The organism is Pectobacterium sp. 1950-15 (assembly GCF_037136835.1).
Classification (GTDB): Bacteria; Pseudomonadota; Gammaproteobacteria; order Enterobacterales; family Enterobacteriaceae; genus Pectobacterium.
In genome coordinates, this window is record NZ_JBBBQR010000008.1 from 1 (window position 1) to 25178 (window position 25178).

General features: G+C 53.3%; 19 protein-coding genes and 2 tRNA genes. 16 read left to right on the forward strand and 5 right to left on the reverse strand.

Annotation, left to right across the window (positions count from 1 at the left end):
• Positions 1–35: 35 nt before the first annotated feature.
• From WCT94_RS10655 to yjfF, 6 genes are all read left to right on the forward strand, one after another.
• Positions 36–112 (forward strand) — tRNA-Asp (locus WCT94_RS10655).
• An 8-nt stretch (positions 113–120) separates the two neighbouring features.
• A tRNA-Trp gene (locus WCT94_RS10660) sits at positions 121–196 on the forward strand.
• A gap of 441 nt (positions 197–637) precedes the next feature.
• Positions 638–1594: a galactofuranose ABC transporter, galactofuranose-binding protein YtfQ gene (ytfQ, locus tag WCT94_RS10665; RefSeq protein ID WP_336869549.1), complete on the forward strand. Its 957-nt coding sequence runs from the start codon at positions 638–640 to the stop codon at positions 1592–1594.
• A 191-nt stretch (positions 1595–1785) separates the two neighbouring features.
• Positions 1786–3303 carry a galactofuranose ABC transporter, ATP-binding protein YtfR gene (gene ytfR / locus WCT94_RS10670; protein WP_336869550.1) on the forward strand — a complete coding sequence of 506 codons (1518 nt, stop codon included), beginning with the start codon at positions 1786–1788 and terminating at the stop codon, positions 3301–3303.
• Positions 3293–4303, forward strand: coding sequence for a galactofuranose ABC transporter, ATP-binding protein YtfT (gene ytfT / locus WCT94_RS10675; RefSeq protein WP_336869551.1), 1011 nt, complete (start codon positions 3293–3295; stop codon positions 4301–4303). The genes ytfR and ytfT overlap by 11 nt, the downstream gene beginning before the upstream one ends.
• Complete coding sequence (gene yjfF / locus WCT94_RS10680) at positions 4303–5265, forward strand: galactofuranose ABC transporter, permease protein YjfF (protein WP_182100878.1); 963 nt, start codon at positions 4303–4305, stop codon at positions 5263–5265. Before ytfT ends, yjfF begins: the two co-directional genes overlap by 1 nt.
• Positions 5266–5285: 20 nt before the next feature.
• Here yjfF and hdfR read toward each other — a convergent pair whose 3' ends face one another.
• Positions 5286–6113, reverse strand: coding sequence for an HTH-type transcriptional regulator HdfR (gene hdfR, locus WCT94_RS10685; protein ID WP_319849797.1), 828 nt, complete (start codon positions 6111–6113; stop codon positions 5286–5288).
• Positions 6114–6233: 120 nt separating this feature from the next.
• On the opposite strand from hdfR, the gene WCT94_RS10690 reads away from it, so the two are divergent.
• On the forward strand, positions 6234–6572 hold the full coding sequence (locus WCT94_RS10690; protein ID WP_180743829.1) for a DUF413 domain-containing protein: 339 nt from the start codon (positions 6234–6236) through the stop codon (positions 6570–6572).
• Positions 6573–6628: 56 nt separating this feature from the next.
• Here WCT94_RS10690 and WCT94_RS10695 read toward each other — a convergent pair whose 3' ends face one another.
• On the reverse strand, positions 6629–8155 hold the full coding sequence (locus tag WCT94_RS10695; RefSeq protein WP_336869552.1) for a YifB family Mg chelatase-like AAA ATPase: 1527 nt from the start codon (positions 8153–8155) through the stop codon (positions 6629–6631).
• A 407-nt stretch (positions 8156–8562) separates the two neighbouring features.
• On the opposite strand from WCT94_RS10695, the gene ilvL reads away from it, so the two are divergent.
• The 7 genes from ilvL to WCT94_RS10730 all read left to right on the forward strand — a co-directional run bounded on the left by ilvL (position 8563) and on the right by WCT94_RS10730 (position 16025).
• Positions 8563–8661, forward strand: coding sequence for an ilv operon leader peptide (ilvL, locus tag WCT94_RS10700; protein ID WP_071531109.1), 99 nt, complete (start codon positions 8563–8565; stop codon positions 8659–8661).
• A 140-nt stretch (positions 8662–8801) separates the two neighbouring features.
• Positions 8802–10448, forward strand: coding sequence for an acetolactate synthase 2 catalytic subunit (ilvG, locus tag WCT94_RS10705; RefSeq protein ID WP_336869553.1), 1647 nt, complete (start codon positions 8802–8804; stop codon positions 10446–10448).
• Between the two features lie 57 nt (positions 10449–10505).
• On the forward strand, positions 10506–10766 hold the full coding sequence (ilvM, locus tag WCT94_RS10710; RefSeq protein ID WP_010294673.1) for an acetolactate synthase 2 small subunit: 261 nt from the start codon (positions 10506–10508) through the stop codon (positions 10764–10766).
• A gap of 25 nt (positions 10767–10791) precedes the next feature.
• A complete protein-coding gene (locus tag WCT94_RS10715; protein ID WP_205566976.1) occupies positions 10792–11718 on the forward strand; it encodes a branched-chain amino acid transaminase in 927 nt (308 codons plus the stop codon).
• A 69-nt stretch (positions 11719–11787) separates the two neighbouring features.
• Positions 11788–13638 (forward strand): dihydroxy-acid dehydratase, encoded by a 1851-nt coding sequence (ilvD, locus tag WCT94_RS10720; RefSeq protein WP_205566977.1) that lies wholly within the window; start codon positions 11788–11790, stop codon positions 13636–13638.
• 5 nt (positions 13639–13643) lie between these two features.
• The gene (gene ilvA, locus WCT94_RS10725) at positions 13644–15188 is read left to right on the forward strand and encodes a threonine ammonia-lyase, biosynthetic (RefSeq protein ID WP_336869554.1); all 1545 of its coding nucleotides are present in this window, start codon (positions 13644–13646) and stop codon (positions 15186–15188) included.
• 93 nt (positions 15189–15281) lie between these two features.
• Positions 15282–16025: a DUF2461 domain-containing protein gene (locus WCT94_RS10730; protein ID WP_336869555.1), complete on the forward strand. Its 744-nt coding sequence runs from the start codon at positions 15282–15284 to the stop codon at positions 16023–16025.
• Between the two features lie 12 nt (positions 16026–16037).
• Here the strand turns inward: WCT94_RS10730 and WCT94_RS10735 are convergent, their stop codons facing one another.
• Together WCT94_RS10735 and ilvY are read right to left on the reverse strand one after the other, a co-directional pair.
• The gene (locus WCT94_RS10735) at positions 16038–16823 is read right to left on the reverse strand and encodes a lysozyme inhibitor LprI family protein (RefSeq protein WP_336869556.1); all 786 of its coding nucleotides are present in this window, start codon (positions 16821–16823) and stop codon (positions 16038–16040) included.
• Positions 16820–17710 (reverse strand): HTH-type transcriptional activator IlvY, encoded by an 891-nt coding sequence (gene ilvY / locus WCT94_RS10740; protein WP_320743068.1) that lies wholly within the window; start codon positions 17708–17710, stop codon positions 16820–16822. Before ilvY ends, WCT94_RS10735 begins: the two co-directional genes overlap by 4 nt.
• 185 nt (positions 17711–17895) lie before the next feature.
• Here ilvY and ilvC point away from each other — a divergent pair, with 185 nt between their 5' ends.
• Positions 17896–19374 carry a ketol-acid reductoisomerase gene (gene ilvC / locus WCT94_RS10745; protein WP_010283900.1) on the forward strand — a complete coding sequence of 493 codons (1479 nt, stop codon included), beginning with the start codon at positions 17896–17898 and terminating at the stop codon, positions 19372–19374.
• Positions 19375–19487: 113 nt separating this feature from the next.
• Here ilvC and putP read toward each other — a convergent pair whose 3' ends face one another.
• On the reverse strand, positions 19488–20972 hold the full coding sequence (putP, locus tag WCT94_RS10750) for a sodium/proline symporter PutP (RefSeq protein WP_336869557.1): 1485 nt from the start codon (positions 20970–20972) through the stop codon (positions 19488–19490).
• Between the two features lie 196 nt (positions 20973–21168).
• Between putP and putA the strand changes: the two genes are divergently transcribed.
• Positions 21169–25137: a trifunctional transcriptional regulator/proline dehydrogenase/L-glutamate gamma-semialdehyde dehydrogenase gene (gene putA, locus WCT94_RS10755; RefSeq protein WP_336869558.1), complete on the forward strand. Its 3969-nt coding sequence runs from the start codon at positions 21169–21171 to the stop codon at positions 25135–25137.
• Positions 25138–25178: the final 41 nt, after the last annotated feature.

Genomic DNA, 25178 nt, shown 5'->3' on the forward strand with positions numbered 1-25178 from the left:
CCCAGAGTAATCTGGTGGTTGTAGAGAAATTCGGTGGAGCGGTAGTTCAGTTGGTTAGAATACCTGCCTGTCACGCAGGGGGTCGCGGGTTCGAGCCCCGTCCGTTCCGCCACCCTATTTAGGGGCGTAGTTCAATTGGTAGAGCACCGGTCTCCAAAACCGGGTGTTGGGAGTTCGAGTCTCTCCGCCCCTGCCAAATAAAAACCCTTCACATTATTGTGAAGGGTTTTTTTTGATCTGTATTTTATGCTCGATCCTGTCTCGCACCCTTCTTCTTGATTTCCCCGTTATTTCCCGTCTTTAGATCCCGAATTAATCTAACGTATTGTTATTTAATAGATAAAATTCTTTGATGTTCCTCTGTCAGATCGTGTCGATTTAGCTGTAAATATGCACAAAATCACCGTAATACCAGGTTGTGAACTTGCTCATCCACCTTGTTCGATATTTGAACTAAAACTATCTACAACCTGAGTGAAGGATAAATCGTTTTCCATAGCGATCCTTCGGGTTGCATTCACTTGTTAGTGATATCTGCCAACATCACATCGGTAGCGCTATAGCAGAAATTTGTAGCGCTATGCTGTACCTGAAATCTGACTAAGTAGCTGTAAGACTACACAGAAGGAGTTTAAGTATGTACAGACGTTTACTGGTAGCTGTTGCTGTAAGCACGGCGTTATGTGGTGCCGTACAGGCAAAACCCTTAACTGTTGGGTTTTCCCAGATTGGTTCAGAATCAGGATGGCGCTCTGCAGAAACCAAAGTATCAAAGCAGGAAGCCGAGAAGCGTGGAATAACGTTAAAAATAGCGGATGCTCAGCAGAAACAGGAGAACCAGATTAAGGCCGTGCGCTCCTTTATCGCACAGGGGGTCGATGCCATATTTATTGCTCCGGTCGTCGCAACAGGATGGGCACCAGTCTTACAGGAAGCCAAGGAAGCAAAAATTCCAGTGTTTCTGCTTGATAGAACGATTGAGGTAAGCGATCCATCGTTGTACACCGCTGCTATTGCTTCTGATAGCGTCTATGAAGGAAAGGTGGCAGGAGAATGGCTCGTGAAAGAGGCTGCTGGCAAACCTTGTAATGTTGTTGAACTACAGGGAACGGTTGGGGCTAGCGTCGCGATAAATCGCAAGAAAGGATTTGCTGAAGGCATAGCTTCAGATCCGCAGATAAAAATTATTCGCTCACAGTCAGGAGACTTTACTCGTAGCAAGGGTAAAGAGGTCATGGAAAGCTTCATTAAAGCCGAGCAGAATGGAAAAAATATCTGTGCGGTTTATGCACATAATGATGACATGGCTATAGGCGCTATTCAGGCAATTAAAGAAGCAGGTTTGAAACCGGGTTCACAGATAAAAGTTGTCTCCATTGATGGCGTCCCTGATATTTTCAAAGCCATGATGAATGGTGAAGCTAATGCTACCGTTGAATTAACGCCTAATATGGCAGGGCCAGCTTTTGATGCCTTATTAGCGATGAGGAAGGATGGCAAAAAGCCTGAAAAATTCATTCAAACCGAATCACGTTTATTACTGCCTGATACGGCAAAACAGGAATATGAAACCAAGAAAGATCTCGGTTATTGATATTTATATTATGGATTCATCGTTGATATAAACTTTGCCAAATACCTGGCAGAAATATGAATATGGAAAAGTGGGTTTGCTATGTTTTCTGCACCGTTAAACTACGGAACAGTGAATATTGCCAGCCTACTTATCCATAATATTGCTCAGGTATGACGTAGCCTTGTTTCGTTGTCGCATAGGTGATGCTGATGGAAACGACACGGTTGTTAGATATTCGGGGCATGAGCGTTGAGTTTCCGGGGGTAAAAGCATTAGAACAGGTGGACTTCACGCTTAATCGCGGCGAAATAGTGGCGCTATTAGGGGAGAATGGTGCAGGGAAATCAACCTTAATTAAGGCGTTGACTGGCGTTTATCACCGCTCGTCTGGTGATATTATCCTTGATGGCATGGCGATTAATCCTGTTAATACTGCGCACGCTCAGTCATTGGGTATCGGAACCGTATATCAAGAGGTCAATTTATTACCGAATCTGTCCGTTGCGGCAAATTTATTCATTGGCCGAGAGCCCACACGTTGGGGCATCGTTGATCAACATAAAATCCTGCGTCAGGCCGAAGCGATCTTATTGAATTATGGGTTGGCGATTGATGTTAGCCATCCACTTGGCAATTACTCCATTGCAGTACAGCAAATTGTCGCGATTGCCAGAGCCATCGATCTTTCCGCTAAAGTTTTAATTCTTGATGAACCCACCGCAAGCCTTGATGCAAAAGAAGTTGAGATGCTACTGGATATATTGCGGAAATTGCGCGATCGCGGAATTGGCATGATATTCGTCACGCATTTTTTGGATCAGGTTTATCGCATTAGCGACCGAATTACCGTTTTGCGTAATGGACGATTAGTGGGGACATTGCCGGTCGAGGAATTACCGCGTATCGAATTAGTCCAAATGATGCTGGGACACAGTTTTGATGAAACGTTACTGAAGCGGGGTGAACACAGTGACGTTGCGGGTGACCCCATTGTGCACTTCAAACACTATGGTCGACGTGGTTCGATCAATGACTTCGAGCTTTCCGTTCGTCCAGGAGAAATTGTTGGCCTTGCCGGTCTACTGGGTTCCGGCCGGACAGAAACCGCGCAGCTGATATTTGGCATTAACGTGCCTGATGCCGGAGAAGCTAGAGTTGATGGAAAACAAGTCAGCATTCGTACGCCGCGTGCAGCAGGGAAACTGGGTTTTGGTTATTGTCCTGAGGATCGCAAAACTGACGGCATTGTCGGTGCGGCAACGGTACGAGAGAATATCATTCTGGCGCTTCAGGCGCAGCGAGGCTGGCTGAAACCCATTTCCTTGCGTGAGCAAACCCGTATCGCTGAAAAATTTATCAACCTGTTAGGGATTCGTACGCCCAGTCCAGAGCAGGAAATTCAATATCTATCGGGCGGCAATCAGCAAAAAGTCCTGCTATCGCGCTGGTTGGCAACAGAGCCACGCTTCTTGATTCTGGATGAGCCAACGCGAGGAATCGATGTCGGTGCACATGCTGAAATCATTCGCCTAATCGAAAAACTGTGTGAACAGGGGATGGCGTTACTCGTGATCTCTTCTGAGCTGGAAGAACTGACCGGTTATGCCGATCGCATTATTGTGCTGCGTGACAGACAGCACGTTGCGCATCTTGAACATAGTGAGATCTCGGTTGCCGCAGTGATGCAGGCTATCGCAGTACAAGCGGGAGCGGCCGATGACAGATAATAACGTCAAACCTGCCAAAAAAGTGCGCCTAACGTTTACCAAGGGCGTGCCACAGCTTCTGGCGCTGGTCGCTATTCTGTTGATTGATAGCATGGTCGCGCCAAACTTCTTCTCTCTCCACATTCAGGATGGACGTTTGTTCGGTAGCCTTATCGACATCCTTAACCGTGGGGCACCCGTTGCGTTGCTGGCATTAGGCATGACGTTGGTGATTGCTACCGGCGGTATCGACTTATCGGTTGGCGCAGTTATGGCGATCGCAGGAGCGACGGCGGCAACGCTGACTGCGGCTGGTCATCCACTCCCTTCTGTGCTGCTGACTGCGTTATTGGTTGGCGCACTGTGCGGGTTGTGGAACGGTTTTCTGGTTGCGGTGCTACAGATTCAGCCGATTGTTGCGACGTTAATGCTAATGGTTGCCGGGCGCGGCATCGCTCAGTTGATTACCGAAGGTCAGATTATTACCTTTGATAACGCCGGGTTGGCTAAGTTGGGTAACGGGAGCCTGTTCTATCTGCCTATGCCGGTGATTATTGCCTGCGCGGTGTTGTTGGCGCTGTGGGTTATGACGCGTAAAACGGCGCTTGGGCTATTTATCGAGTCAGTCGGTATTAATCTGCGATCGGCTCGCAACGCTGGTGTGAGTACGAAGCTGGTATTAATCGCGGCTTATGTCATATGCGGTGTGTGTGCCGCCGTAGCGGGCGTTATTGTAACGGCGGATATCCGTGGTGCGGACGCGAATAATGCGGGCCTCTGGTTGGAATTAGACGCGATTCTGGCCGTTGTGATCGGTGGCGGTTCGCTACTCGGCGGTCGTTTTAATTTGCTGCTCTCTGTCGCCGGGGCATTAATTATTCAGAGTATGAATACCGGCATCCTGCTTTCGGGCTATCGACCGGAATTCAATCTGGTTCTGAAGGCACTCGTCGTTCTGCTGGTTTTGGTTATGCAATCTCCGCGTATTTCGCTGCATCACCTGTTCAGGAGGAAAACATAATGCTGAAACGCCACTTCCCCCTGTTGATGACGATTCTGGTATTTATTGCAGGTTATTTATTCTGTCTTAGCCAGTTTCCTGGCTTTGCTTCGACGCGCGTTTTTTTTGATTTACTGACGGATAATGCGTTTCTGGGGATCGTGGCGGTTGGGATGACGTTTGTCATTCTATCTGGCGGGATCGATCTTTCCGTAGGGTCAGTCATTGCGTTTACCGGCGTGTTATTGGCCAAATTGATCGGGACATATGGAATCGATCCTTTCTTTGCATTCGCCATCGCGCTGGTGATGGGAGCCATGTTTGGCGGGGTGATGGGATGGATTATCGATACGCTCAAATTGCCCGCATTTATTATCACGCTGGCGGGGATGTTCTTTGTTCGAGGGATGAGCTTCATTGTCTCACAGGAGTCGATACCCATCGATCATCCGGTCTATAGCCAACTGGCGGGTTTAGCATGGCGCATGCCTGATGGAGGACGCTTTACCTTTCTGGCGCTGATTATGCTGATTGTCGTGCTGCTGGGGATTGTGATGGCGCATCGTACCCGTTTTGGTAACCGTGTTTATGCGATTGGCGGAAACAGCTATTCTGCGGAGCTGATGGGCGTGCCCGTCAGGCGGACGACGATTCAGATATACATGCTTTCCAGTACATTAGCAGTGCTGTCGGGCATTGTTTTTTCGCTCTATACCTCGGCGGGCTATGCTCTGGCGGCAAGCGGCGTGGAATTGGACGCCATCGCGGCCGTTGTCATCGGCGGTACGCTACTGACCGGTGGTGTTGGAACCGTATTGGGAACGCTATTTGGCGTACTGATTCAGGGCCTGATTCAAACGTATATCACGTTTGATGGCACCTTAAGTTCATGGTGGACAAAAATCGTCATTGGTTTCCTGCTTTTTGCTTTCATTGGGTTACAGAAAGCGTTAAGCACTTTCTGGTTAGCCAGACGTGCTTAAGAGCCTATGAGCTGGATGGATCATGCATTCATTAAAATAGGTGTTTTCAGCAATTGACGAATCATCGTCTGCTGATCGCTGTTTTGTAACCAAACGGCATAAAACGGGCGCACGACGGGCTGGCTATCGCCGACTATCCGCAGATTGGAATAGGTTTGTAACCAATGACTGGGTAAAAATGCGCAACCGCCAGTTGTTTCAAGAAGTTGGCGGGTCAAATGGGCCGATGTGGTTGTCAAAACGGGAAGCTGATCGCTGGCTAAGAGGCGATGTTCCTGCTGATGAAAGTCTGCGCCCCACTCCAATTTTATATAGGGCAACTCCTGTCCGGGCGGATGCGCTTCTGCCGCGAACAGCGAAAGGGAAAAATTTCCCAGCAACTGGCTCGCCAATTCCTCCATTTTGGGTTGTTCGGTGGTAATGAACAGATCCAATTGACGCTCATGGAGTTGCTTTACCAGCGAATGACGTAAGGCAATGCGTGCTTCTAGCTGCAGCAACGGGCGCTGTTGGTACAGCGATTGTAGCCAGGGCGTCAGATAGGCTTCCCACAGCGAAGCGGTAGCCCCCACTGAAAGCAGGCTGTGCTGTTGCGAGCGTGCGACCTCTTTTTTGGCGATCTGCCAGGTACCGATAAGGCTTTCCGCATAGGGCAGAAGCCGTTCTCCTGCGGGGGTCAGGCGTATATTGTTCCGATGGCGTGTGAACAGGTTAGCACCAAGCTGTGTCTCTAGCTGACGAATCCGAAAACTCACCGCTGACTGCGTCAGATACAGGGATTCGGCAGCACGGCCAAAGTGTCTTGTCCTGCTGACTTCCAGAAAGGTTTTTAGTAATTCGGTATCCACGCCCATCTCCAAAAAAATTTTGTCGTAATGATTTAAATGTTTTGTTTTACACAATGTCAAGCCTATCTAATACTCCGCGCCATAAACAACACGACCATAGAAGAATTAGGAGCGTGTAAGATGGCAGAAAGCTTCTCTACCACTCATCGTTTTTTTGATAACAAGTTCTACCCGCGTGGTTTTTCCCGACATGGCGACTTTACGATTAAAGAAGCACAACTGTTGGAGCGCCACGGTTACGCGTTTAACGAGCTGGATTTGGGCAAACGTGAACCAGTGACTGAGGAAGAAACATCGTTTGTTGCCATGTGTCGCGGCGAACGTAAAGCGGAAACGGAACTGGAAAAAATCTGGACCAAGTATCTGGAACGTGTCCGTCGCCCTAAACGCTTCCATACCTTATCTGGCGGTAAGCCACAGATGGATGCGGTGGAAGAATACACGGAAAGCGATGATTAATTAAGAATGGGGCGTTAGCCCCATTTTCTTTTGCGGTGAAGGCATCTAACGCTTCGCTATTCAAGGCTTCTGTGGAGCTGAATGAGCAATCGATCCATACTGCGATAGCTCAGTGCTTCGGCAAGATGTTTTCTCTCTATGCTGTCCCGATCGCCGAGGTCTGCGATTGTGCGTGCGACTTTCAATATCCGGTGCCAGGCGCGTACGGATAAGCCAAGTTTGTTCATCACTTCTTCCAGATAAGCCGCATCAGGCGCTTCTAACGCACAGTGTTGTTCTATTTCGCGTGAGGTGAGCAGCGCGTTGATTTTATTTGCCCGCTTCAGCTGTATCTGCCGTGCGATCAGCACGCGCTCGCGAATTGTTGCGCTGCTTTCCCCCTGATGACGTTGCTGAGATAAAACCCCTGGTGGTAGCAAAGGAACTTCGATAGAAAGGTCAAAGCGATCCAAAAAGGGACCGGAAAGTTTGCTGAGATAGCGCAGTATTTGTTGTGCTGGTAAGCGGTTATGGATGCCCTGATAGTGGCCTGATGGGCTGGGATTCATTGCGGCGACGAGCTGCACGCGTGCCGGGTAGCACACTTTGGCGCGCGTGCGGGAAATGATAATTTCACCGGACTCCAGAGGCTCTCGTAGAGAATCCAGGACGCGTCGCTCAAACTCCGGTAATTCATCCAGAAACAGCACGCCGTTGTGGGCGAGTGAAATTTCCCCCGGTTTAGGCAACGACCCTCCACCCACGAGCGCCGCCATGGAAGAACTATGGTGAGGCGCTCTGAATGGCCTGGCTCGCCAGCGCGTCATGGTGGCATCAATGTTGATGAGGCTATTGATGGCGGCGCTTTCCAGCGCTTCTTCGTCGCTTAATGGCGGCATCAGATTGCCTAGTCGGCTCGCCAGCATGGTTTTTCCTGTTCCCGGCGGCCCCAGCAATAGCAGATTGTGGCCGCCAGCGGCTGCGATTTCCAACGCGCGTTTAGCCTGTTCCTGACCGATGATATCCTTCAGGTCGAGTGCATCTTCTTCTGATTGCGGAGCCGGTACGATGTCGGAGCAACTGAGCAATTCCTCTTCTCCGCTAAGAAAAGCACACACGTCTAACAAATGCCCGGCCATGAGCGCTTCACCCTGCGGTATCAGCGTCATCTCCCGTTTATTGTCATCTGGCAGGATAAGCTGGCGGCCTGACTTGATGGCCTCTAGGGCAGCAGGAATCGCGCCATTGACGCCGCGTAGCGTGCCAGACAGGCCGAGTTCGCCAAGAAACTCGTAGCGGCTTAGCTTTTCCCCATCGATTTGTTCTGATGCCGCCAGAATTGCCAGAGCAATCGGCAGGTCGTAGCGTCCCCCTTCTTTCGGCAGATCTGCAGGGGCGAGGTTGACCGTGATGCGCTTGGCTGGAAAGGCAAACCCACAATTGATGAGTGCGCTGCGCACGCGATCGCGCGCTTCTTTGACGGTAGTTTCTGGTAAGCCTACCAGCGTCAGAGCCGGTAGCCCGCTGCTGATATGAACTTCGATGTAAACGTCCGGCGCTTGTACGCCAATCATTGCCCGAGTATAGGTAACTGCCAATGACATGCTATTTCCCCTTTGCTGATGGTTTGCATCATGTCTGGTTGGGGAGAAGAAGTAGAGTCCGCCATCATCAGCCTGCGCGACAGCGTCATAAAATAATGCTCTGTTTCAGCAATGAAGAAAATTTGTGCGCAACGCATCGCAATTATGTCGGGTGAACCGACCGCTTTACGTTATCCGACGATCGATAACGTTCGTATTCATTTGCTATGTTTCTCGCGCAATGCTCATTTTTACACCAACGAGAGAAAATAATTTGGTGCGTGTCTACCTTATGATTACGTTGTATTTTTTCCCGCATCATAGGTAATTCTTACCAAGAACGATGAAAAAAAATTGTTGTCACGCCATGTCTGACTGTGATAACTCTGTAGGCATTCGTTCGACAGAAGATTAATGAACAACCTATTATGAAAGCCCTATCCCTAGTGATTAGCCTAGTCGTGATTAGCGTGGTGGTGATTATTATCCCACCGTGCGGGGCTGCACTTGGACGAAGAATGGCTTAGAAATCAAGGCCTAATTCAAGAAAACCCCCGCACCGAAAGGTCGGGGGTTTTTTGTTGGGCGTAATCTACAACGGAAAGGAACAGAAAATGAACATCAGCATAAAATTCTGTTATTCCCATAAGATGTCGGGGAAATAACTATGAATGGAGCACAGTGGGTGGTACAAGCGTTGCGAGCGCAGGGAGTGGACACCGTTTTTGGGTATCCGGGTGGCGCGATAATGCCCGTCTATGATGCACTTTATGACGGCGGCGTTAAACACCTGCTGTGTCGCCACGAGCAAGGCGCGGTGATGGCGGCGATTGGGTATGCCCGTTCCACAGGTAATGTGGGCGTTTGCATTGCGACGTCTGGCCCAGGTGCAACGAACCTGATCACCGGTTTGGCCGATGCGCTACTGGATTCTGTCCCTGTAGTGGCGATCACCGGGCAGGTCGGGTCGGCGCTGATTGGTACCGATGCTTTCCAGGAGATCGACGTGTTGGGGCTGTCTCTGGCCTGTACGAAACACAGCTTCTTGGTTGAGTCTCTCGAATCACTGCCGGAAGTGATGGCAGAAGCGTTCGCGATTGCCAACAGCGGCCGCCCAGGCCCTGTTCTGGTCGATATTCCTAAAGATATTCAGCTGGCGATGGGAGATTTCACCCCGAACTTTGCGCCTGTTGCTAACGATGTTGATTTCCCCGAGCAAGATATTGCGCAGGCATATGCCCTGTTGGCGAAAGCACAAAAACCGGTGCTGTACGTTGGCGGCGGGGTTGGCATGGCGAATGCGGTTCCGGCACTGCGCGAATTCCTGAGTGTAACGGATATCCCTTCCGTTTCGACGCTGAAAGGCTTGGGTGTCGTGGATGCCAATCATCCCTATTACCTCGGTATGATTGGTATGCACGGCACGAAGGCGGCGAACCTGATTGTGCAAGAGTGCGATCTGTTAATCGCAGTCGGGGCGCGTTTTGATGACCGCGTGACCGGCAAGCTGAATGCCTTTGCGCCTCATGCCAGCGTTATTCACATGGATATTGACCCAGCGGAGCTGAGCAAATTGCGCCATGCCAATGTGGCGTTGCAAGGCGATCTGAAGTCGATATTACCGGCGCTACAACAGCCGCTGAACGTCAGCGCGTGGCGCCAGCAGGCGACCATGATGAAAGCGGAATACCCGTGGCGTTATGATCATCCCGGTCAGGCGATTTATGCGCCTGCACTGCTGAGAACGATCTCTGAACGAATGGATGCGGACACTGTGGTGACGACCGATGTGGGCCAGCACCAGATGTGGGCTGCGCAGCATATGACGTTCAGCCGTCCTGAGAATTTCATCACTTCCAGCGGTCTCGGCACAATGGGCTTCGGCGTGCCAGCGGCGGTGGGCGCGCAGGTTGCGCGCCCGGACGATATGGTTATCTGCATTTCTGGCGACGGTTCTTTCATGATGAACGTTCAGGAGCTGGGCACTATCAAACGAAAACGGCTGCCGTTGAAAATCGTGCTGCTGGATAACCAACGGTTGGGCATGGTACGTCAGTGGCAGCAGTTATTCTTTGATGAACGCTATAGTGAAACCGACCTCTCCGATAACCCTGATTTCCTGACTCTGGCAAGCGCATTTGATATCCCCGGCCAGCGTATCACCCGTAAAGATCAAATTGATGTCGCGCTGGATGCCCTGTTTAACAGCGAAGGACCCTATTTACTGCACGTCTCGATCGATGAATACGAAAACGTCTGGCCGCTGGTTCCGCCGGGTGCGGGTAACGAAACGATGCTTGATAAAACCGAATAGGCTCGACAACACCCAATAATGGCCGACTTACACAGAATAAGTGCTGGAGACAACAGAATGACACATCATCAACTTTCGATTCAGGCACGCTTTCGTCCCGAGGTTCTGGAGCGTGTATTGCGTGTTACCCGCCATCGCGGTTTCAAAGTTTGCGCGATGAATATGGTGCAAACCACCAATGCCGATCACATTAATATTGAACTGACCGTTGCCAGCCATCGCTCGGTGGATTTATTGTCAACACAACTAAGTAAGCTGTTGGATATTGCCTGCGTTGACATTCAACCGATGACGACATCACAGCAGATCAGCGCCTAACGCATAAAGAGTAAGGAAAAAAAGAATGACAAAAAAAGCGGATTACATTTGGTTTAATGGTGAGATGGTTCCATGGGCTGAAGCAAAAGTACACGTGATGTCACACGCCTTGCATTATGGTACCTCCGTGTTTGAGGGCGTTCGTTGCTACAATTCACACAAGGGGCCAGTAGTTTTTCGTCACCGCGAGCACATGCAGCGCCTGCGTGATTCGGCAAAAATTTACCGTATGCCGGTCGAGCAAAGCGTGGATGAACTGATGGAAGCCTGCCGTGAAACGCTGCGTAAAAATAACCTGACCAGCGCGTATATCCGTCCGCTGGTGTTTATTGGCGATGTGGGGATGGGTGTGAATCCACCAGACGGTTATAAAACCGACGTGATCATCGCGGCGTTCCCGTGGGGGGCGTATCTGGGTGAAGAAGCGCTGGAAGCGGGCATTGATGCCATGGTGTCGTCCTGGAATCGCGCCGCGGCGAATACCATTCCAACCGCCGCTAAAGCGGGTGGCAATTATCTGTCCTCCCTGCTGGTGGGCAGTGAAGCACGCCGCCACGGCTATCAGGAAGGGATCGCGCTGGATGTCCACGGCTATGTTTCTGAAGGTGCAGGCGAGAACCTGTTTGAAGTGAAGGACGGTATTATCTTCACGCCGCCGTTTACCTCTTCGGCGCTGCCGGGCATTACGCGTGATGCCATCATCAAGCTGGCGAAGGACGCGGGATATGAAGTGCGTGAGCAGGTGCTGTCCCGCGAGTCACTGTATCTGGCGGATGAAGTGTTCATGTCTGGCACGGCAGCGGAAATTACCCCAGTGCGCAGCGTAGACGGTATTCAGGTCGGCATCGGCAAACGCGGCCCGGTCACCAAAGCCCTGCAACAGGCGTTCTTTGGCCTCTTCACGGGTGAAACCGAAGATAAATGGGGCTGGTTGGATCCGGTAAATCAGTAATCAATCAAGATAATCAGGCGGTGATACGTTCCATCATCGCCCAATTCGTAATTTTTGGAGTAATAGAGCATGCCTAAGTACCGTTCAGCCACCACCACGCACGGCCGTAATATGGCCGGCGCCCGAGCCTTGTGGCGCGCCACCGGGATGACCGACAATGATTTTGGTAAACCCATTATCGCCGTGGTCAACTCCTTCACCCAATTCGTGCCCGGCCATGTGCACTTGCGCGATTTGGGTAAACTGGTTGCCGAGCAAATCGAAGCGTCTGGTGGTGTCGCGAAAGAATTTAACACGATCGCAGTGGACGACGGCATCGCCATGGGTCACGGCGGTATGCTCTATTCTCTGCCTTCCCGTGAACTGATTGCCGACTCGGTGGAATACATGGTGAATGCCCACTGCGCGGATGCGATGGTGTGTATCTCCAACTGTGACAAAATCACCCCGGGGATGTTGATGGCGTCGCTGCGCCTGAATATCCCGGTGATTTTCGTGTCTGGTGGCCCGATGGAAGCGGGGAAAACCAAGCTATCCGATCAGATCATCAAGCTGGATCTGGTGGATGCGATGATTCAGGGCGCAGACCCGAAAGTGTCTGATGAACAGAGCGAGCAGGTGGAGCGTTCTGCCTGTCCGACCTGTGGTTCCTGTTCCGGTATGTTTACCGCTAACTCCATGAACTGCCTGACCGAAGCGCTGGGTCTGTCTCAGCCGGGCAACGGCTCGCTGCTGGCGACACATGCCGACCGTAAGCAGCTGTTCCTGAACGCGGGCGAACGGATTGTCGGTCTGGCGAAGCGTTACTACGAGCAGGATGATGAGAGCGTGCTGCCTCGCAACATCGCCAATAAAGCCGCATTTGAAAACGCCATGATTCTGGATATCGCGATGGGCGGTTCCACCAATACCGTTCTGCATCTGTTAGCCGCGGCGCAGGAAGGTGAAGTGGACTTCACCATGACCGATATCGACAGGCTGTCACGTCAGGTTCCGCACCTGTGTAAGGTGGCGCCGAGTACGCAGAAATACCACATGGAAGACGTACACCGTGCGGGCGGCGTGATCGGTATTCTGGGCGAGCTGGACAGAGCGGGTTTGCTGAACCGTGAAGTGAACAACGTGCTGGGCAAAACGCTGCCGGAAACGCTGGAAGCCTACGATGTCATGCTGACGCAGGATGAGAGTGTGAAAAGCATGTATTCCGCTGGCCCGGCAGGTATCCGCACCACGCAGGCGTTCTCGCAGGATTGTCGCTGGGACTCACTGGATACCGATCGTCAGGAAGGCTGTATTCGTTCCCGCGAATTTGCCTACAGTCAGGACGGCGGTCTGGCCGTGCTGTACGGCAATCTGGCAGAGAATGGCTGTATCGTGAAAACCGCAGGCGTGGATGAAGGTAGCCTGGTTTTCCGCGGTCCGGCAAAAGTTTATGAAAGTCAGGATGATGCGGTAGCCGCTATTCTGGGTGGTAAAGTTGTGGCGGGCGATGTGGTTGTGATTCGCTACGAAGGGCCGAAAGGTGGGCCGGGCATGCAGGAAATGCTGTATCCGACCACCTACCTGAAATCGATGGGGCTGGGTAAAAGCTGTGCGCTGATCACTGATGGCCGCTTCTCCGGTGGTACTTCGGGTCTGTCTATCGGCCACGCGTCTCCTGAAGCGGCCAGCGGCGGCACCATTGCCCTGGTACAGGACGGTGACACCATCGCGATTGATATTCCGAACCGCAGCATTGCGCTGGTTCTGGATGACAAAGAGTTAGCGAGCCGCCGCGACGCGGAAGAGGCGAGAGGCGAACAGGCCTGGACGCCGCACAATCGTGAACGTCAGGTTTCTTTTGCGCTGCGTGCGTACGCCAGCCTGGCAACCAGCGCGGATAAAGGCGCTGTGCGGGATAAAAGCAAGCTGGGAGGCTAATGCTGATGGCTGTGTCACAACCTCTTCCTGCCGCGCCGGGAGGCGCGGAGTATCTGCGGGCGATCTTGCGCTCGCCGGTGTATGAAGTCACGCAGGTCACGCCGCTGGAGAAGATGGAGAAGATCTCTTCGCGGCTGGGTAATGTCATTCTGGTAAAACGTGAAGACCGACACGCGGTACACAGCTTCAAGCTGCGCGGCGCGTACGCGATGATGGCGGGGCTGAGCGATGAACAAAAATCCCACGGTGTGATAACGGCGTCAGCCGGTAATCATGCGCAGGGCGTAGCGCTCTCCTCCACCAAGTTGGGGATTAAATCGCTGATTGTGATGCCAGTGGCGACGGCCGACATTAAAGTGGATGCGGTACGTGGTTTTGGCGGCGAAGTGCTGCTATACGGCGCTAACTTTGATGAAGCCAAGGCAAAGGCCATTGAGCTGTCGCAGCAGCAGAAAATGACGTTTCTGCCGCCATTCGATCACCCGGCAGTGATTGCGGGTCAAGGCACGCTGGCGCTGGAATTGCTACAGCAGGATGCCCATTTGGATCGCGTGTTTGTGCCCGTCGGCGGCGGCGGTCTGGCGGCAGGTGTTGCCGTACTGATCAAACAACTGATGCCGCAGATTCAGGTGATCGGCGTGGAAGCGGAAGATTCCGCCTGTCTGCGTGCGGCGCTGGATGCCGGGCAACCGGTCGATCTGCCGCGTGTCGGGCTGTTTGCCGAAGGCGTCGCGGTGAAGCGCATCGGCGATGAAACGTTCCGCCTGTGTCGGGAATATCTGGATGATGTGATTACCGTCGACAGCGATGCTATCTGTGCCGCAGTGAAAGATCTGTTCGAAGATGTGCGTGCGATTGCTGAACCGTCCGGCGCGCTGGCGCTGGCGGGGATGAAAAAGTACATCCAGCAGCATCAGATTCAGGGTGAGCGTCTGGCGCATATTCTGTCCGGTGCGAACGTTAACTTCCACGGGTTACGCTACGTTTCCGAACGTTGCGAGCTGGGCGAACAGCGTGAAGCCTTGCTGGCAGTGACGATCCCCGAGCAGCAGGGCAGCTTCCTGAAGTTTTGCCAACTGTTGGGCGGCCGTTCCGTTACCGAGTTCAACTATCGCTATGCGGATGCCAAAGACGCCTGCATTTTTGTTGGCGTGCGCCTGACGCGTGGTTATGCGGAGCGGCAGGAGATCATCGCTGAGCTGTCTGCGGACGGTTATGAAGTGGTGGATTTGTCCGACGATGAAATGGCGAAGCTGCACGTTCGCTACATGGTCGGCGGACGACCTTCCAAACCGCTACAGGAACGGCTTTATAGCTTTGAGTTTCCAGAATCGCCGGGTGCGTTACTGAAATTCCTGCATACGCTGGGGACGCACTGGAACATTTCGCTGTTCCATTACCGCAGCCATGGCACGGATTTCGGCCGCGTGCTGGCCGCGTTCGAACTGGAGGAAGGCGATCGGGAATTCGAGCAGCACCTACAGGCGCTCGGCTATGAATGTCACGACGAAACCAATAACCCGGCGTTCCGCTTCTTTTTAGCGGGCTAAGCGCTGAGTTTTCCCTTAACGCCGCCGATGGTGTTTCACCGTCGGCGGCGTTATCTTTATGTCATCTGATAGCAACAGAGATGGCATTTCTTTATGGCAACGCAATTCACGGGTTTTTCTCAAGCGGGTTTAACGTTTCTTCAGCAGGTTCGTCAGTACAACGATAAAGCGTGGTTTGACGAGCATCGTGCGGTTTACGATGAGCAACTGGTTGCGCCGTTCCGCATGCTGGTGGATGAGCTCAGTCTGACGATGTTGCAGATTGACGACCATTTTGAAACGCGTCCCGCTATCGGTAAGACCCTCTCCCGTATTCATCGCGATACGCGTTTTTCTCACGATAAATCACGCTACCGCAGCCATATGTGGCTCACGTTCAAGCGGACACGCAAAGACTGGACGGATGCACCGGTGTACTTCTTTGAAATCACGCCGGATACCTGGCGTTACGGGCTGGGCTATTACAGTGCGACGCGCAATACGATGGATTTGTTCCGTCAGACGCTGCGCGGTAATCCGTCGCAGTTTCTTGAAGTAGCGAGCTGTCTGGGAGACACCTTCACTCTGGAAGGGGACAGCTACAAACGCCCGCTGATTAAAGATCAGGAACCGGAATTAGCTGACTGGTATAACCGCAAATCGTTTGCCGCGATATCTACCCGACAGGATATGGAAGCGCTGTTTTCTGGCGATCTGGTGACGGTGTTAGCTCACGGATTTACCCAGCTTGAGCCGCTCTATCATTACCTGATGAATGTCGAAACGATGAAAAAAGCCGCGCAGGAAACAGAGTCCGATACGCGGGCCTTTTCGGCGGATAAGTGGTTTGAACGCTAGCGCCAGAGATAGCTAGCGTTGCGGGGTTTTATCGCGCTCCAGCAACGTGTTAAACAGGTAACCTTCTTCCCGATTGCTGCCGAAGGTGGCGATTTGCAGATGATCATCGTCAATGCAGGTGAGCAGTATTTTCACCTGCTGACCGAAGCTGCTTTCACCTTTGCCAATGGCTTGCGTATCGCTCATCTGCCGGGCGGTGAAGTCTGAATCATCCAGCTTGTTACCGTAGCGAAATGCAATGGATGCGCCGCCTTCAATCTTGCCGCGCTGATTGGTCATGGTCAGGCTAACTGCATGATAGGGCGCTTTCTGGTCATACATTTCCCGAAAATACTCCCCCAGATCGCGATATTCCTCGGGGGAAAGCCCCGACATCACATACTCATAGCTGAATGAGCCGTGGAAACAGGATGTGCTTTTCACCGGTGTAATGGGCGAAGGGAGTGCGTGTTGCGCGATGTCATTTAGATAGCGCAGCCGGTTTAACTGCTGCTGGTAGCGTTGGCGCAAGCAGTCTTCGTCTTTGCATTGATCGCGCGTGGTCAGCCAACTGCGTTGAAACTGGTTGAGCGTTTTTTCCCACGGCGCGCTGTTGCCGTACGCGGTCAGGAACGCGCGAGAGGCCTTCCAGGCCTGCGCCAGTTCTTCGTCCAACTGCCCGAGTAGCGGGCTGGCGCAAATCAGTTTTTCCTGCACCGAGGCAGCGTTGTCGCAGGGAAAGCTGGCGGCTTGCGTATCGTGGCTGAAAGCGGCGAACATCACCCCAATGGCGATGGCTGTCGTGAAGGCGATCTTCATGGTGTGTCCTGTAATATGTCCCAAAAGGCGGCAATCAGCGGTTCGCTAAGCCGTTTTTTCTGTACGCAAACGCCGAGTTCAAGTGGTTCCATTACCTGTTCGACGAGGACGGAAACGCGGTTGCGTACCGGCTCCGGGCTGTTCTCCAGCACGACGTTGGGAATCAATGCGATACCACAACCCAGCGCGACCATCGATACCATCGCTTCATGCCCGGAGATGGTAGCGTAAATCTGCGGATTGGCGATGTGATTGCGGCGGAACCATTGATCGATGCGTTTACGCACCGGGCCGTGTTCCGGCAGGATGAAGGGAATCTGCGACCAATCTGGGTTCGCCTGACGCACCAGCGATTGCACAGGGCAAGGGAGCGCTGGGATGATCAAGGCCAGAGGCAGTTTATCGAGCGGTATGAAATCAACGCTGACAGGCAGGGCCTCCGGGCGTCCTGCAATCCCCAAATCCCCATCATTCGACTGAATTTTTTCCACGGCATCGGCAGCGTCGCCGGTCGTCAGTTTAATTTCCACCAGCGGGTGCAGCGCCCGGAAGCGATCCAGAATCGGCGGCAGGTGGCTGTAGGCGGCGGTAACGGAACAGAAAATCCTCAGTTCTCCGCTTAATGACGGCCCGTGCTGGTCTATCGTGTGGCGTAGCTGCTGGTATTGCAGCAGCGTTTGCTGAGCGAACAGCTTCAGGTGCTCTCCGGCATCGGTGAGCTGCACGGTGCGGTTATCGCGCAGAAACAGCGTCTGTCCTAAATCCTCTTCCATCCGCTGTATTTGCCGTGACAGCGTGGACGGACTGATATGCATCGCTTTGGCGGTACGGCCAAAGTGTCGGCTTTCCGCCAGATGCAGGAATAATTTGAGATCACGTAAATCCATGCGACGCAGGCCCCGTTTTTTATCTTGCTGCCGTTTTTTATCTTGCAAATAGTGCAATATGACGTTGCTAATATATCAATTTAAGCAACGCAATTCCTGTCATATGATGGGGTCATAGTGAATTCCCGTCTGGCGGGAATCCTTTCTCGAATAATAGACAAACAAAACCGTATACGGAGCACGACATGGCTAACTATTTCAACACATTAAACCTGCGTCAGCAGCTGGATCAATTGGGCAAGTGCCGCTTTATGGGGCGTGATGAATTTGCCGATGAGGCGAGCTACCTGAAAGGGAAAAAAGTGGTGATCGTCGGCTGTGGTGCTCAGGGCCTGAACCAGGGTCTGAACATGCGTGATTCCGGTCTGGATATCGCTTATGCCCTGCGTGCTGAAGCGATTGCAGAAAAACGTGCATCATGGCGCAAAGCGACCGAAAACGGCTTCACCGTTGGCACCTACGAAGATCTGATCCCGCAGGCTGACCTGGTGGTTAACCTGACGCCAGACAAACAGCACTCAGCAGTAGTTCAGGCGGTACAGCCGCTGATGAAACAGGGCGCTGCGCTGGGCTATTCTCACGGCTTCAACATCGTTGAAGTGGGTGAGCAAATCCGTAAAGACATCACCGTTGTGATGGTGGCGCCGAAGTGTCCGGGTACGGAAGTTCGTGAAGAATACAAACGTGGTTTCGGCGTACCAACGCTGATCGCGGTTCACCCGGAAAACGATCCGAAAGGCGAAGGCATGGCAATCGCCAAGGCTTGGGCTGCGGCAACCGGTGGTCACCGTGCTGGCGTTCTGCAATCTTCATTCGTTGCGGAAGTGAAATCTGACCTGATGGGTGAGCAGACCATTCTGTGCGGTATGTTGCAGGCGGGTTCTCTGCTGAGCTTCGACAAACTGGTTGCTGAAGGCACCGATCCGGCTTACGCAGAAAAACTGATTCAGTTCGGCTGGGAAACCATCACCGAAGCGCTGAAGCAGGGCGGGATTACGCTGATGATGGATCGCCTGTCCAACCCGGCAAAACTGCGTGCTTATGCGCTGTCTGAGCAGTTGAAAGGCATCATGGCGCCACTGTTCCAGAAACACATGGATGACATCATCTCCGGTGAATTCTCCAGCGGCATGATGGCTGACTGGGCGAACGATGACGTGAAACTGCTGACCTGGCGTGAAGAGACCGGTAAAACGGCATTCGAAAACGCACCGCAGTTCGACGGTAAAATCGCTGAGCAGGAATATTTTGATAACGGCGTGCTGATGGTTGCGATGGTGAAAGCGGGCGTTGAGCTGGCGTTTGAAACCATGGTGAGCTCCGGCATCATCGAAGAGTCCGCTTACTACGAATCACTGCATGAGCTGCCTCTGATCGCCAACACCATCGCACGTAAGCGTCTGTATGAAATGAACGTGGTTATCTCTGATACCGCAGAATACGGTAACTACCTGTTCGCTAACGCCGCCGTTCCATTGCTGAAAGATGCGTTCATGGCATCCCTGCAGCCGGGCGATCTGGGCAAAGCGGTAGCGGGTACCGAAGTGGACAACGCACAGCTGCGTGATGTTAACGAAGCTATCCGTAACCACCCAATCGAAACCGTAGGCCACACGCTGCGCGGTTACATGAAAGACATGAAGCGTATCGCCGTTGCGGGTTAATTTCCGTCGGTGATCGAAATAGAAGAGGGCACAGCATTGGCTGTGCCCTCTTTTTTATCAACAAACGCTTTTATCGCTGGGCTTTTGTAGCAATAGCAAACGTATGTGTTTTATCAAACGGACTTATATTTTGCTTCCGCCTGATTGAAGCGATCGGTAATCGCTTTTGAGGGCGCTTTACCCAGCAGGCTGACGATAAAAATGGTCAGGCTGTTGAAGATGAAACCTGGGATAATTTCATACAGGCCCAGCCAGGCGTAGTGTTCCCAGATCAGCACGGTTGTTGCGCCCACGATCATGCCGAACAGGGCACCGTTGCGCGTCATGCGCGGCCACAGCAGGGAAATCAAAATCACCGGTCCGAATGCAGCACCGAACCCAGCCCAGGCATAGCTCACCAGACCCAGCACGCGGTTTTCAGGATTAAGCGCCAGCGCGATAGCGATGATAGCCACTAACAGCACCATGGCGCGGCCCACCCACACCAGCTCTTGCTGGCTGGCGTTTTTGCGTAGGAAGGGTTTGTATAAATCTTCGGTGATGGCGCTGGAGCACACCAGCAGCTGGCAGCTTAGCGTACTCATTACGGCGGCCAGAATCGCAGACAGCAGCACCCCGGCAATCCACGGATTGAACAGTAGCATGGATAGCTCGATAAAGACGCGTTCGCTGTTTTGCGTCACGTTGCCTGCCTGATCTGGGTTGTTGTGGAAGTAAGCAATGCCGAAGAAGCCTACCGTCACGGCACCGGCCAGACAAAGAATCATCCAGGTCATACTGATACGGCGTGCGCTGTGGATCGTGTGGTGTGAATCGGCGGCCATAAAACGTGCCAGAATATGCGGCTGACCGAAATAGCCCAGACCCCAGCCCATCAGCGAGAGGATAGCGACAAAATTCAGCCCTCTGAACATATCCAGATTGGCCGGGTTTTTCGCTTCAATCACCATCAGTGAGCTATCAATTCCTCCAAGAGACAGGATGACGATCACCGGGGTCAGGATCAGGGCGAAAATCATCAGGCTCGCCTGAACGGTGTCTGTCCAGCTCACGGCCAGAAAGCCGCCGATGAAGGTATAGGCAATGGTGGCTGCTGCTCCGGCCCACAACGCGGTGCCATAACTCATACCGAAGGTGCTTTCAAACAGGCGCGCTCCAGCTACTACGCCGGATGCACAATAGATCGTGAAGAAAATCAGGATCACTAACGCGGAAATCACACGTAATAATTTGCTGTTATCTTCAAAGCGATGGGTGAAATAGTCAGGCAGGGTGAGTGCGTTGTGGTTTACCTCAGTGTGTACGCGCAGGCGTCCGGCGACCCATTTCCAGTTCAGGTACGCGCCTAACGTCAGGCCGATCGCGATCCAGCTTTTAGAAATCCCGGCAATGAAAATAGCGCCCGGTAATCCCATGAGCAGCCAGCCGCTCATATCGGAAGCGCCAGCCGACAGTGCGGTCACCACGCTTCCCATCCGGCGTCCACCCAGAATGTAATCGCCAAAGTTATTCGTCGCGCGATAGGCAAACAGGCCGATGAGAACCATCCCGAAAATATACAACAGAAACGTCACCAGCATAGGTGTGCTTATTGTCATTCAACTCTCCACATTCTTTTTCGTGCCGCTGTTACGGCGACGCTGTGTTTTATTGTCATCACTCAGGCCGGAACGAGGCCTGAAGGTGATAAGGGGCTGCAACCGCTCCATTTGTTAACAAGGTTGCACAAAGTTGCAACATGGTCGATATTGACGTTTTCCCGATGTGCATCTTCTAATGATAGGAGTGGACGCTATGGGCTTTATCACGATGGGTGTAAAACTCGATGAGGAAACGCGCGAACGCATCAAGGCTGCAGCACAGCGTATTGATCGCACACCGCACTGGCTGATCAAACAGGCTATTTTCCATTACCTCGAACGCCTCGAAAGTGGCCTCGACACTCCTGAAACACCGCAATGGGCGAACGTCAGCCACATTGAAGCGGAAGAGATTATGCCGCAATCTCGGGAAGAAGAAACCCACCAACCTTTTCTTGATTTCGCCGAGCATGTTCTTCCCCAGTCCGTTATCCGCGCTGCCATTACTTCTGTTTACCGCCGTCCCGAAAGTGAACTGGTTCCTATCTTGCTCGAACAAGCAAGACTTACCGATAAAATGTCGCAGTTAACGCAGAAATTGGCTTATCAACTGGCAGAGAAATTACGCGGTCAGAAAGCTGGAAATGGGCGTGCGGGCATTGTGCAAGGGCTACTACAGGAATTCTCACTTTCTTCTCAGGAGGGGGTGGCGCTGATGTGCTTAGCCGAAGCGCTGCTGCGTATTCCTGATAAATCTACGCGCGATGCGCTGATCCGCGACAAGATCAGTCGGGGAAATTGGCAGGCGCATCTTGGTCATAGCCCGTCGCTCTTTGTGAATGCTGCAACCTGGGGGCTGCTGTTTACCGGAAAGCTGGTGGCGACACACAACGAAGTGAACCTCTCGAATTCGCTGAACCGCATCATCGGGAAAAGCGGTGAGCCGCTTGTCCGCAAAGGTGTCGATATGGCTATGCGGCTGATGGGAGAACAGTTTGTTACTGGCGAAACCATCGGTGAAGCGCTGGCGAATGCCCGTGAGCGAGAGGAAAAAGGCTTCCGCTACTCTTACGATATGTTAGGTGAAGCGGCGCTGACGGAGCATGATGCTGCCGCGTATCTGGCGGCCTATCAGCAGGCGATCCACGCTATCGGCAAAGCCTCGAACGGGCGCGGGATTTACGAAGGGCCGGGCATCTCCATCAAGCTATCGGCGCTGCATCCACGCTATAGCCGGACGCAGTATGACCGTGTAATGGAAGAACTCTACCCGCGTTTGCTGACGCTGACGCTGCTGGCGCGTCAGTACGACATCGGGATCAATATTGACGCGGAGGAAGCCGATCGACTGGAGATCTCACTCGATCTGCTGGAAAAACTCTGCATGGAACCGCAACTGGCGGGGTGGAACGGCATTGGGTTTGTCATTCAGGCTTATCAGAAACGCTGCCCGTATGTGATCGACGCGCTGATTGAGCTGGCACAGCGTAGCCGTCGGCGGTTGATGATTCGTCTGGTGAAAGGCGCGTACTGGGATAGCGAAATCAAGCGGGCACAGGTTGACGGACTGGAAGGCTACCCTGTCTATACGCGCAAGGTCTATACCGATGTGTCGTATCTGGCGTGCGCTCGCAAGCTGCTGGCCGTACCGAATCTGATTTACCCGCAGTTCGCCACGCACAATGCGCAGACGTTAAGCGCGATCTACCACATGGCGGGCAACAATTACTATCCCGGTCAGTATGAGTTTCAGTGTCTGCACGGCATGGGGGAACCGCTCTATGATCAGGTGGTGGGGACGGTTGCGGACGGCAAACTGAACCGCCCGTGTCGTATTTATGCCCCGGTTGGAACCCATGAAACGCTGCTGGCTTATCTGGTGCGGCGCCTGCTGGAAAACGGCGCGAATACCTCGTTTGTTAACCGCATTGCGGATACCTCAATGGCGCTGGAAACGCTGATTGCCGATCCGATTAGCGGCGTAGAGGCGCTGGCAAAAGTGGAATGGATTATGGGGGCACCACATCCCCGCATTCCCCTGCCGCGCCAGTTGTATGGCCAGGCGCGGCAAAATTCGAGCGGGCTGGATCTCTCGAATGAGCACCGGCTGGCCTCGCTGTCCAGCGCGCTGTTGAACCACGCGACACAGCCGTGGTATGCCGCACCGATGATTGAGGGAGAAAGCGACGCGAACGAAGAAAAGCCCGTGGTGAATCCCGCCGATATGCACGATGTCGTGGGCTATGTTCTCGATGCCTCGGTGGCGGATGTTGAGCAGGCGGTAGACGCGGCGGTACATGCCGGTCCCATCTGGTTTGCGACACCGCCCGCAGAACGGGCTGCGATATTGAATCAGGCCGCCTCGCTGATGGAACGTCAGTTGCAAAGCCTGCTGGGGCTGCTGGTACGGGAAGCCGGGAAATCTTTCAGTAACGCGATTGCGGAAGTACGGGAAGCGGTGGATTTCTTGCGCTATTACGCGGGGCAGGTTCGGGATTCCTTCACCAATGATACCCATCGTCCGCTAGGGCCGGTGGTTTGCATCAGCCCGTGGAATTTCCCGCTGGCGATCTTCACCGGTCAAATTTCTGCTGCACTGGCAGCAGGAAACAGCGTGCTGGCGAAACCGGCTGAACAGACGCCGCTGATTGCGGCACAGGCGGTGCGTATTTTACATGAGGCAGGCATTCCTCAGGACGTGCTGCAACTGCTGCCCGGGCAGGGAGAGACGATTGGTGCTGCGTTGGTCAACGATGAGCGGGTACGCGGTGTGGTGTTTACCGGGTCGACGGCCGTTGCCAAAACGCTACAACGCAGCATTGCTGGCAGGCTTGATCCACAGGGACGTGTGACGCCGCTGATTGCCGAAACGGGCGGCCTGAATGCGATGATTGTCGATTCCTCTGCGCTGACGGAGCAGGTGGTGAATGACGTGGTTGCCTCTGCGTTCGACAGCGCCGGACAGCGTTGCTCCGCGCTGCGTCTTTTGTGTCTGCAAGAGGATATTGCGGATCGCACGCTGGATATGCTGCGTGGCGCGATGGCGGAGTGTCGAATGGGGAACCCTGAACGCTTATCGACCGACATCGGCCCGCTGATTGATGTGGAAGCGAAAGAGAACGTAGAACGGCATATTCAGACGATGCGGGCGAAAGGCCATACTGTATTTCAGGCTGCGCATCCGCAGGATGAGGAAACATGGCGGCACGGGTCGTTTGTGAAACCGACGCTGATCGAGCTGGGCAAGATAGACGAGCTGAAAAAAGAAGTTTTTGGTCCAGTTTTACACGTTGTTCGCTATCAAAGCCAGCAGTTGGATACCGTGATTGAGCAAATCAACGCGGCGGGATACGGCCTGACGTTGGGCGTGCATACCCGCATTGATGAAACCATCCTGCGGGTGACGGGCAAGGCGAGGGTGGGCAACCAATATGTGAACCGCAATATGGTCGGCGCTGTTGTCGGGGTTCAGCCGTTTGGCGGTGAAGGCTTATCGGGAACCGGGCCAAAGGCCGGCGGGCCGCTTTATCTGTATCGCTTGTTGGCACATCGGCCGGATGAGGTGCTCGCGAAAGGGTTCACGCAGCAGGATCGTGAGCAGGCTCCCGATGTTTCTGCCCGAGCGTCGCTGCTGGCGGGGCTATTGGCGCTGGAAGCGTGGGCGATTGCTGGTGAACGTCACGAACTGGCGACGCAGTGCCAGCGTTACAGAGAATATAGCGTCAGCGGGATAACGCGACTGTTGCCGGGCCCGACAGGGGAAAGCAATACCTATACGCTGCTGCCGCGTGAACGGGTTTTATGTCTGGCAGATACAGAGGAAGACCGCTTGATTCAGACGGCGGCGGTGCTGGCAACCGGCGGGCAGTTGCTGTGGCCGGAAGGTGAACAGGAGAAAATGCTCTATGAACGGTTACCTGCGGGGGTGCAGCTACATATTCAGTTCACATCTGACTGGCAGCAGCCCGATGTATCTTTTCATGGCGTCATTTATCACGGGGATGCCGATCGGCTACGGCAACTGAGTAAAACGCTTGCAGAGCGCGACGGCCCGATTATCCTGCCGCTGGGCTATGCGCAGGGCGATACCCACGTTCAGCTCGAGCGTCTGCTGACCGAACGTTCCCTGAGTATTAATACTGCTGCAGCGGGCGGTAATGCCAGCCTGATGACGATAGGCTAAGAAAAAAAGCGCGCCAAACCAGAAGGTCGGCGCGCTTTTTC

Bases quoted from the DNA above. Each gene is read 5' to 3' on its own strand.
- ytfQ (WP_336869549.1), top strand. From the start codon at position 638: ATGTACAGACGTTTACTGGTAGCTGTTGCTGTAAGCACGGCGTTATGT.
- ytfR (WP_336869550.1), top strand. From the start codon at position 1,786: ATGGAAACGACACGGTTGTTAGATATTCGGGGCATGAGCGTTGAGTTT.
- ytfT (WP_336869551.1), top strand. From the start codon at position 3,293: ATGACAGATAATAACGTCAAACCTGCCAAAAAAGTGCGCCTAACGTTT.
- yjfF (WP_182100878.1), top strand. From the start codon at position 4,303: ATGCTGAAACGCCACTTCCCCCTGTTGATGACGATTCTGGTATTTATT.
- WCT94_RS10690 (WP_180743829.1), top strand. From the start codon at position 6,234: ATGGCAGAAAGCTTCTCTACCACTCATCGTTTTTTTGATAACAAGTTC.
- WCT94_RS10695 (WP_336869552.1), bottom strand. From the start codon at position 8,155: ATGTCATTGGCAGTTACCTATACTCGGGCAATGATTGGCGTACAAGCG.
- ilvL (WP_071531109.1), top strand. From the start codon at position 8,563: ATGAAAGCCCTATCCCTAGTGATTAGCCTAGTCGTGATTAGCGTGGTG.
- ilvG (WP_336869553.1), top strand. From the start codon at position 8,802: ATGAATGGAGCACAGTGGGTGGTACAAGCGTTGCGAGCGCAGGGAGTG.
- ilvM (WP_010294673.1), top strand. From the start codon at position 10,506: ATGACACATCATCAACTTTCGATTCAGGCACGCTTTCGTCCCGAGGTT.
- WCT94_RS10715 (WP_205566976.1), top strand. From the start codon at position 10,792: ATGACAAAAAAAGCGGATTACATTTGGTTTAATGGTGAGATGGTTCCA.
- ilvD (WP_205566977.1), top strand. From the start codon at position 11,788: ATGCCTAAGTACCGTTCAGCCACCACCACGCACGGCCGTAATATGGCC.
- ilvA (WP_336869554.1), top strand. From the start codon at position 13,644: ATGGCTGTGTCACAACCTCTTCCTGCCGCGCCGGGAGGCGCGGAGTAT.
- WCT94_RS10730 (WP_336869555.1), top strand. From the start codon at position 15,282: ATGGCAACGCAATTCACGGGTTTTTCTCAAGCGGGTTTAACGTTTCTT.
- WCT94_RS10735 (WP_336869556.1), bottom strand. From the start codon at position 16,823: ATGAAGATCGCCTTCACGACAGCCATCGCCATTGGGGTGATGTTCGCC.
- ilvY (WP_320743068.1), bottom strand. From the start codon at position 17,710: ATGGATTTACGTGATCTCAAATTATTCCTGCATCTGGCGGAAAGCCGA.
- ilvC (WP_010283900.1), top strand. From the start codon at position 17,896: ATGGCTAACTATTTCAACACATTAAACCTGCGTCAGCAGCTGGATCAA.
- putP (WP_336869557.1), bottom strand. From the start codon at position 20,972: ATGACAATAAGCACACCTATGCTGGTGACGTTTCTGTTGTATATTTTC.
- putA (WP_336869558.1), top strand. From the start codon at position 21,169: ATGGGCTTTATCACGATGGGTGTAAAACTCGATGAGGAAACGCGCGAA.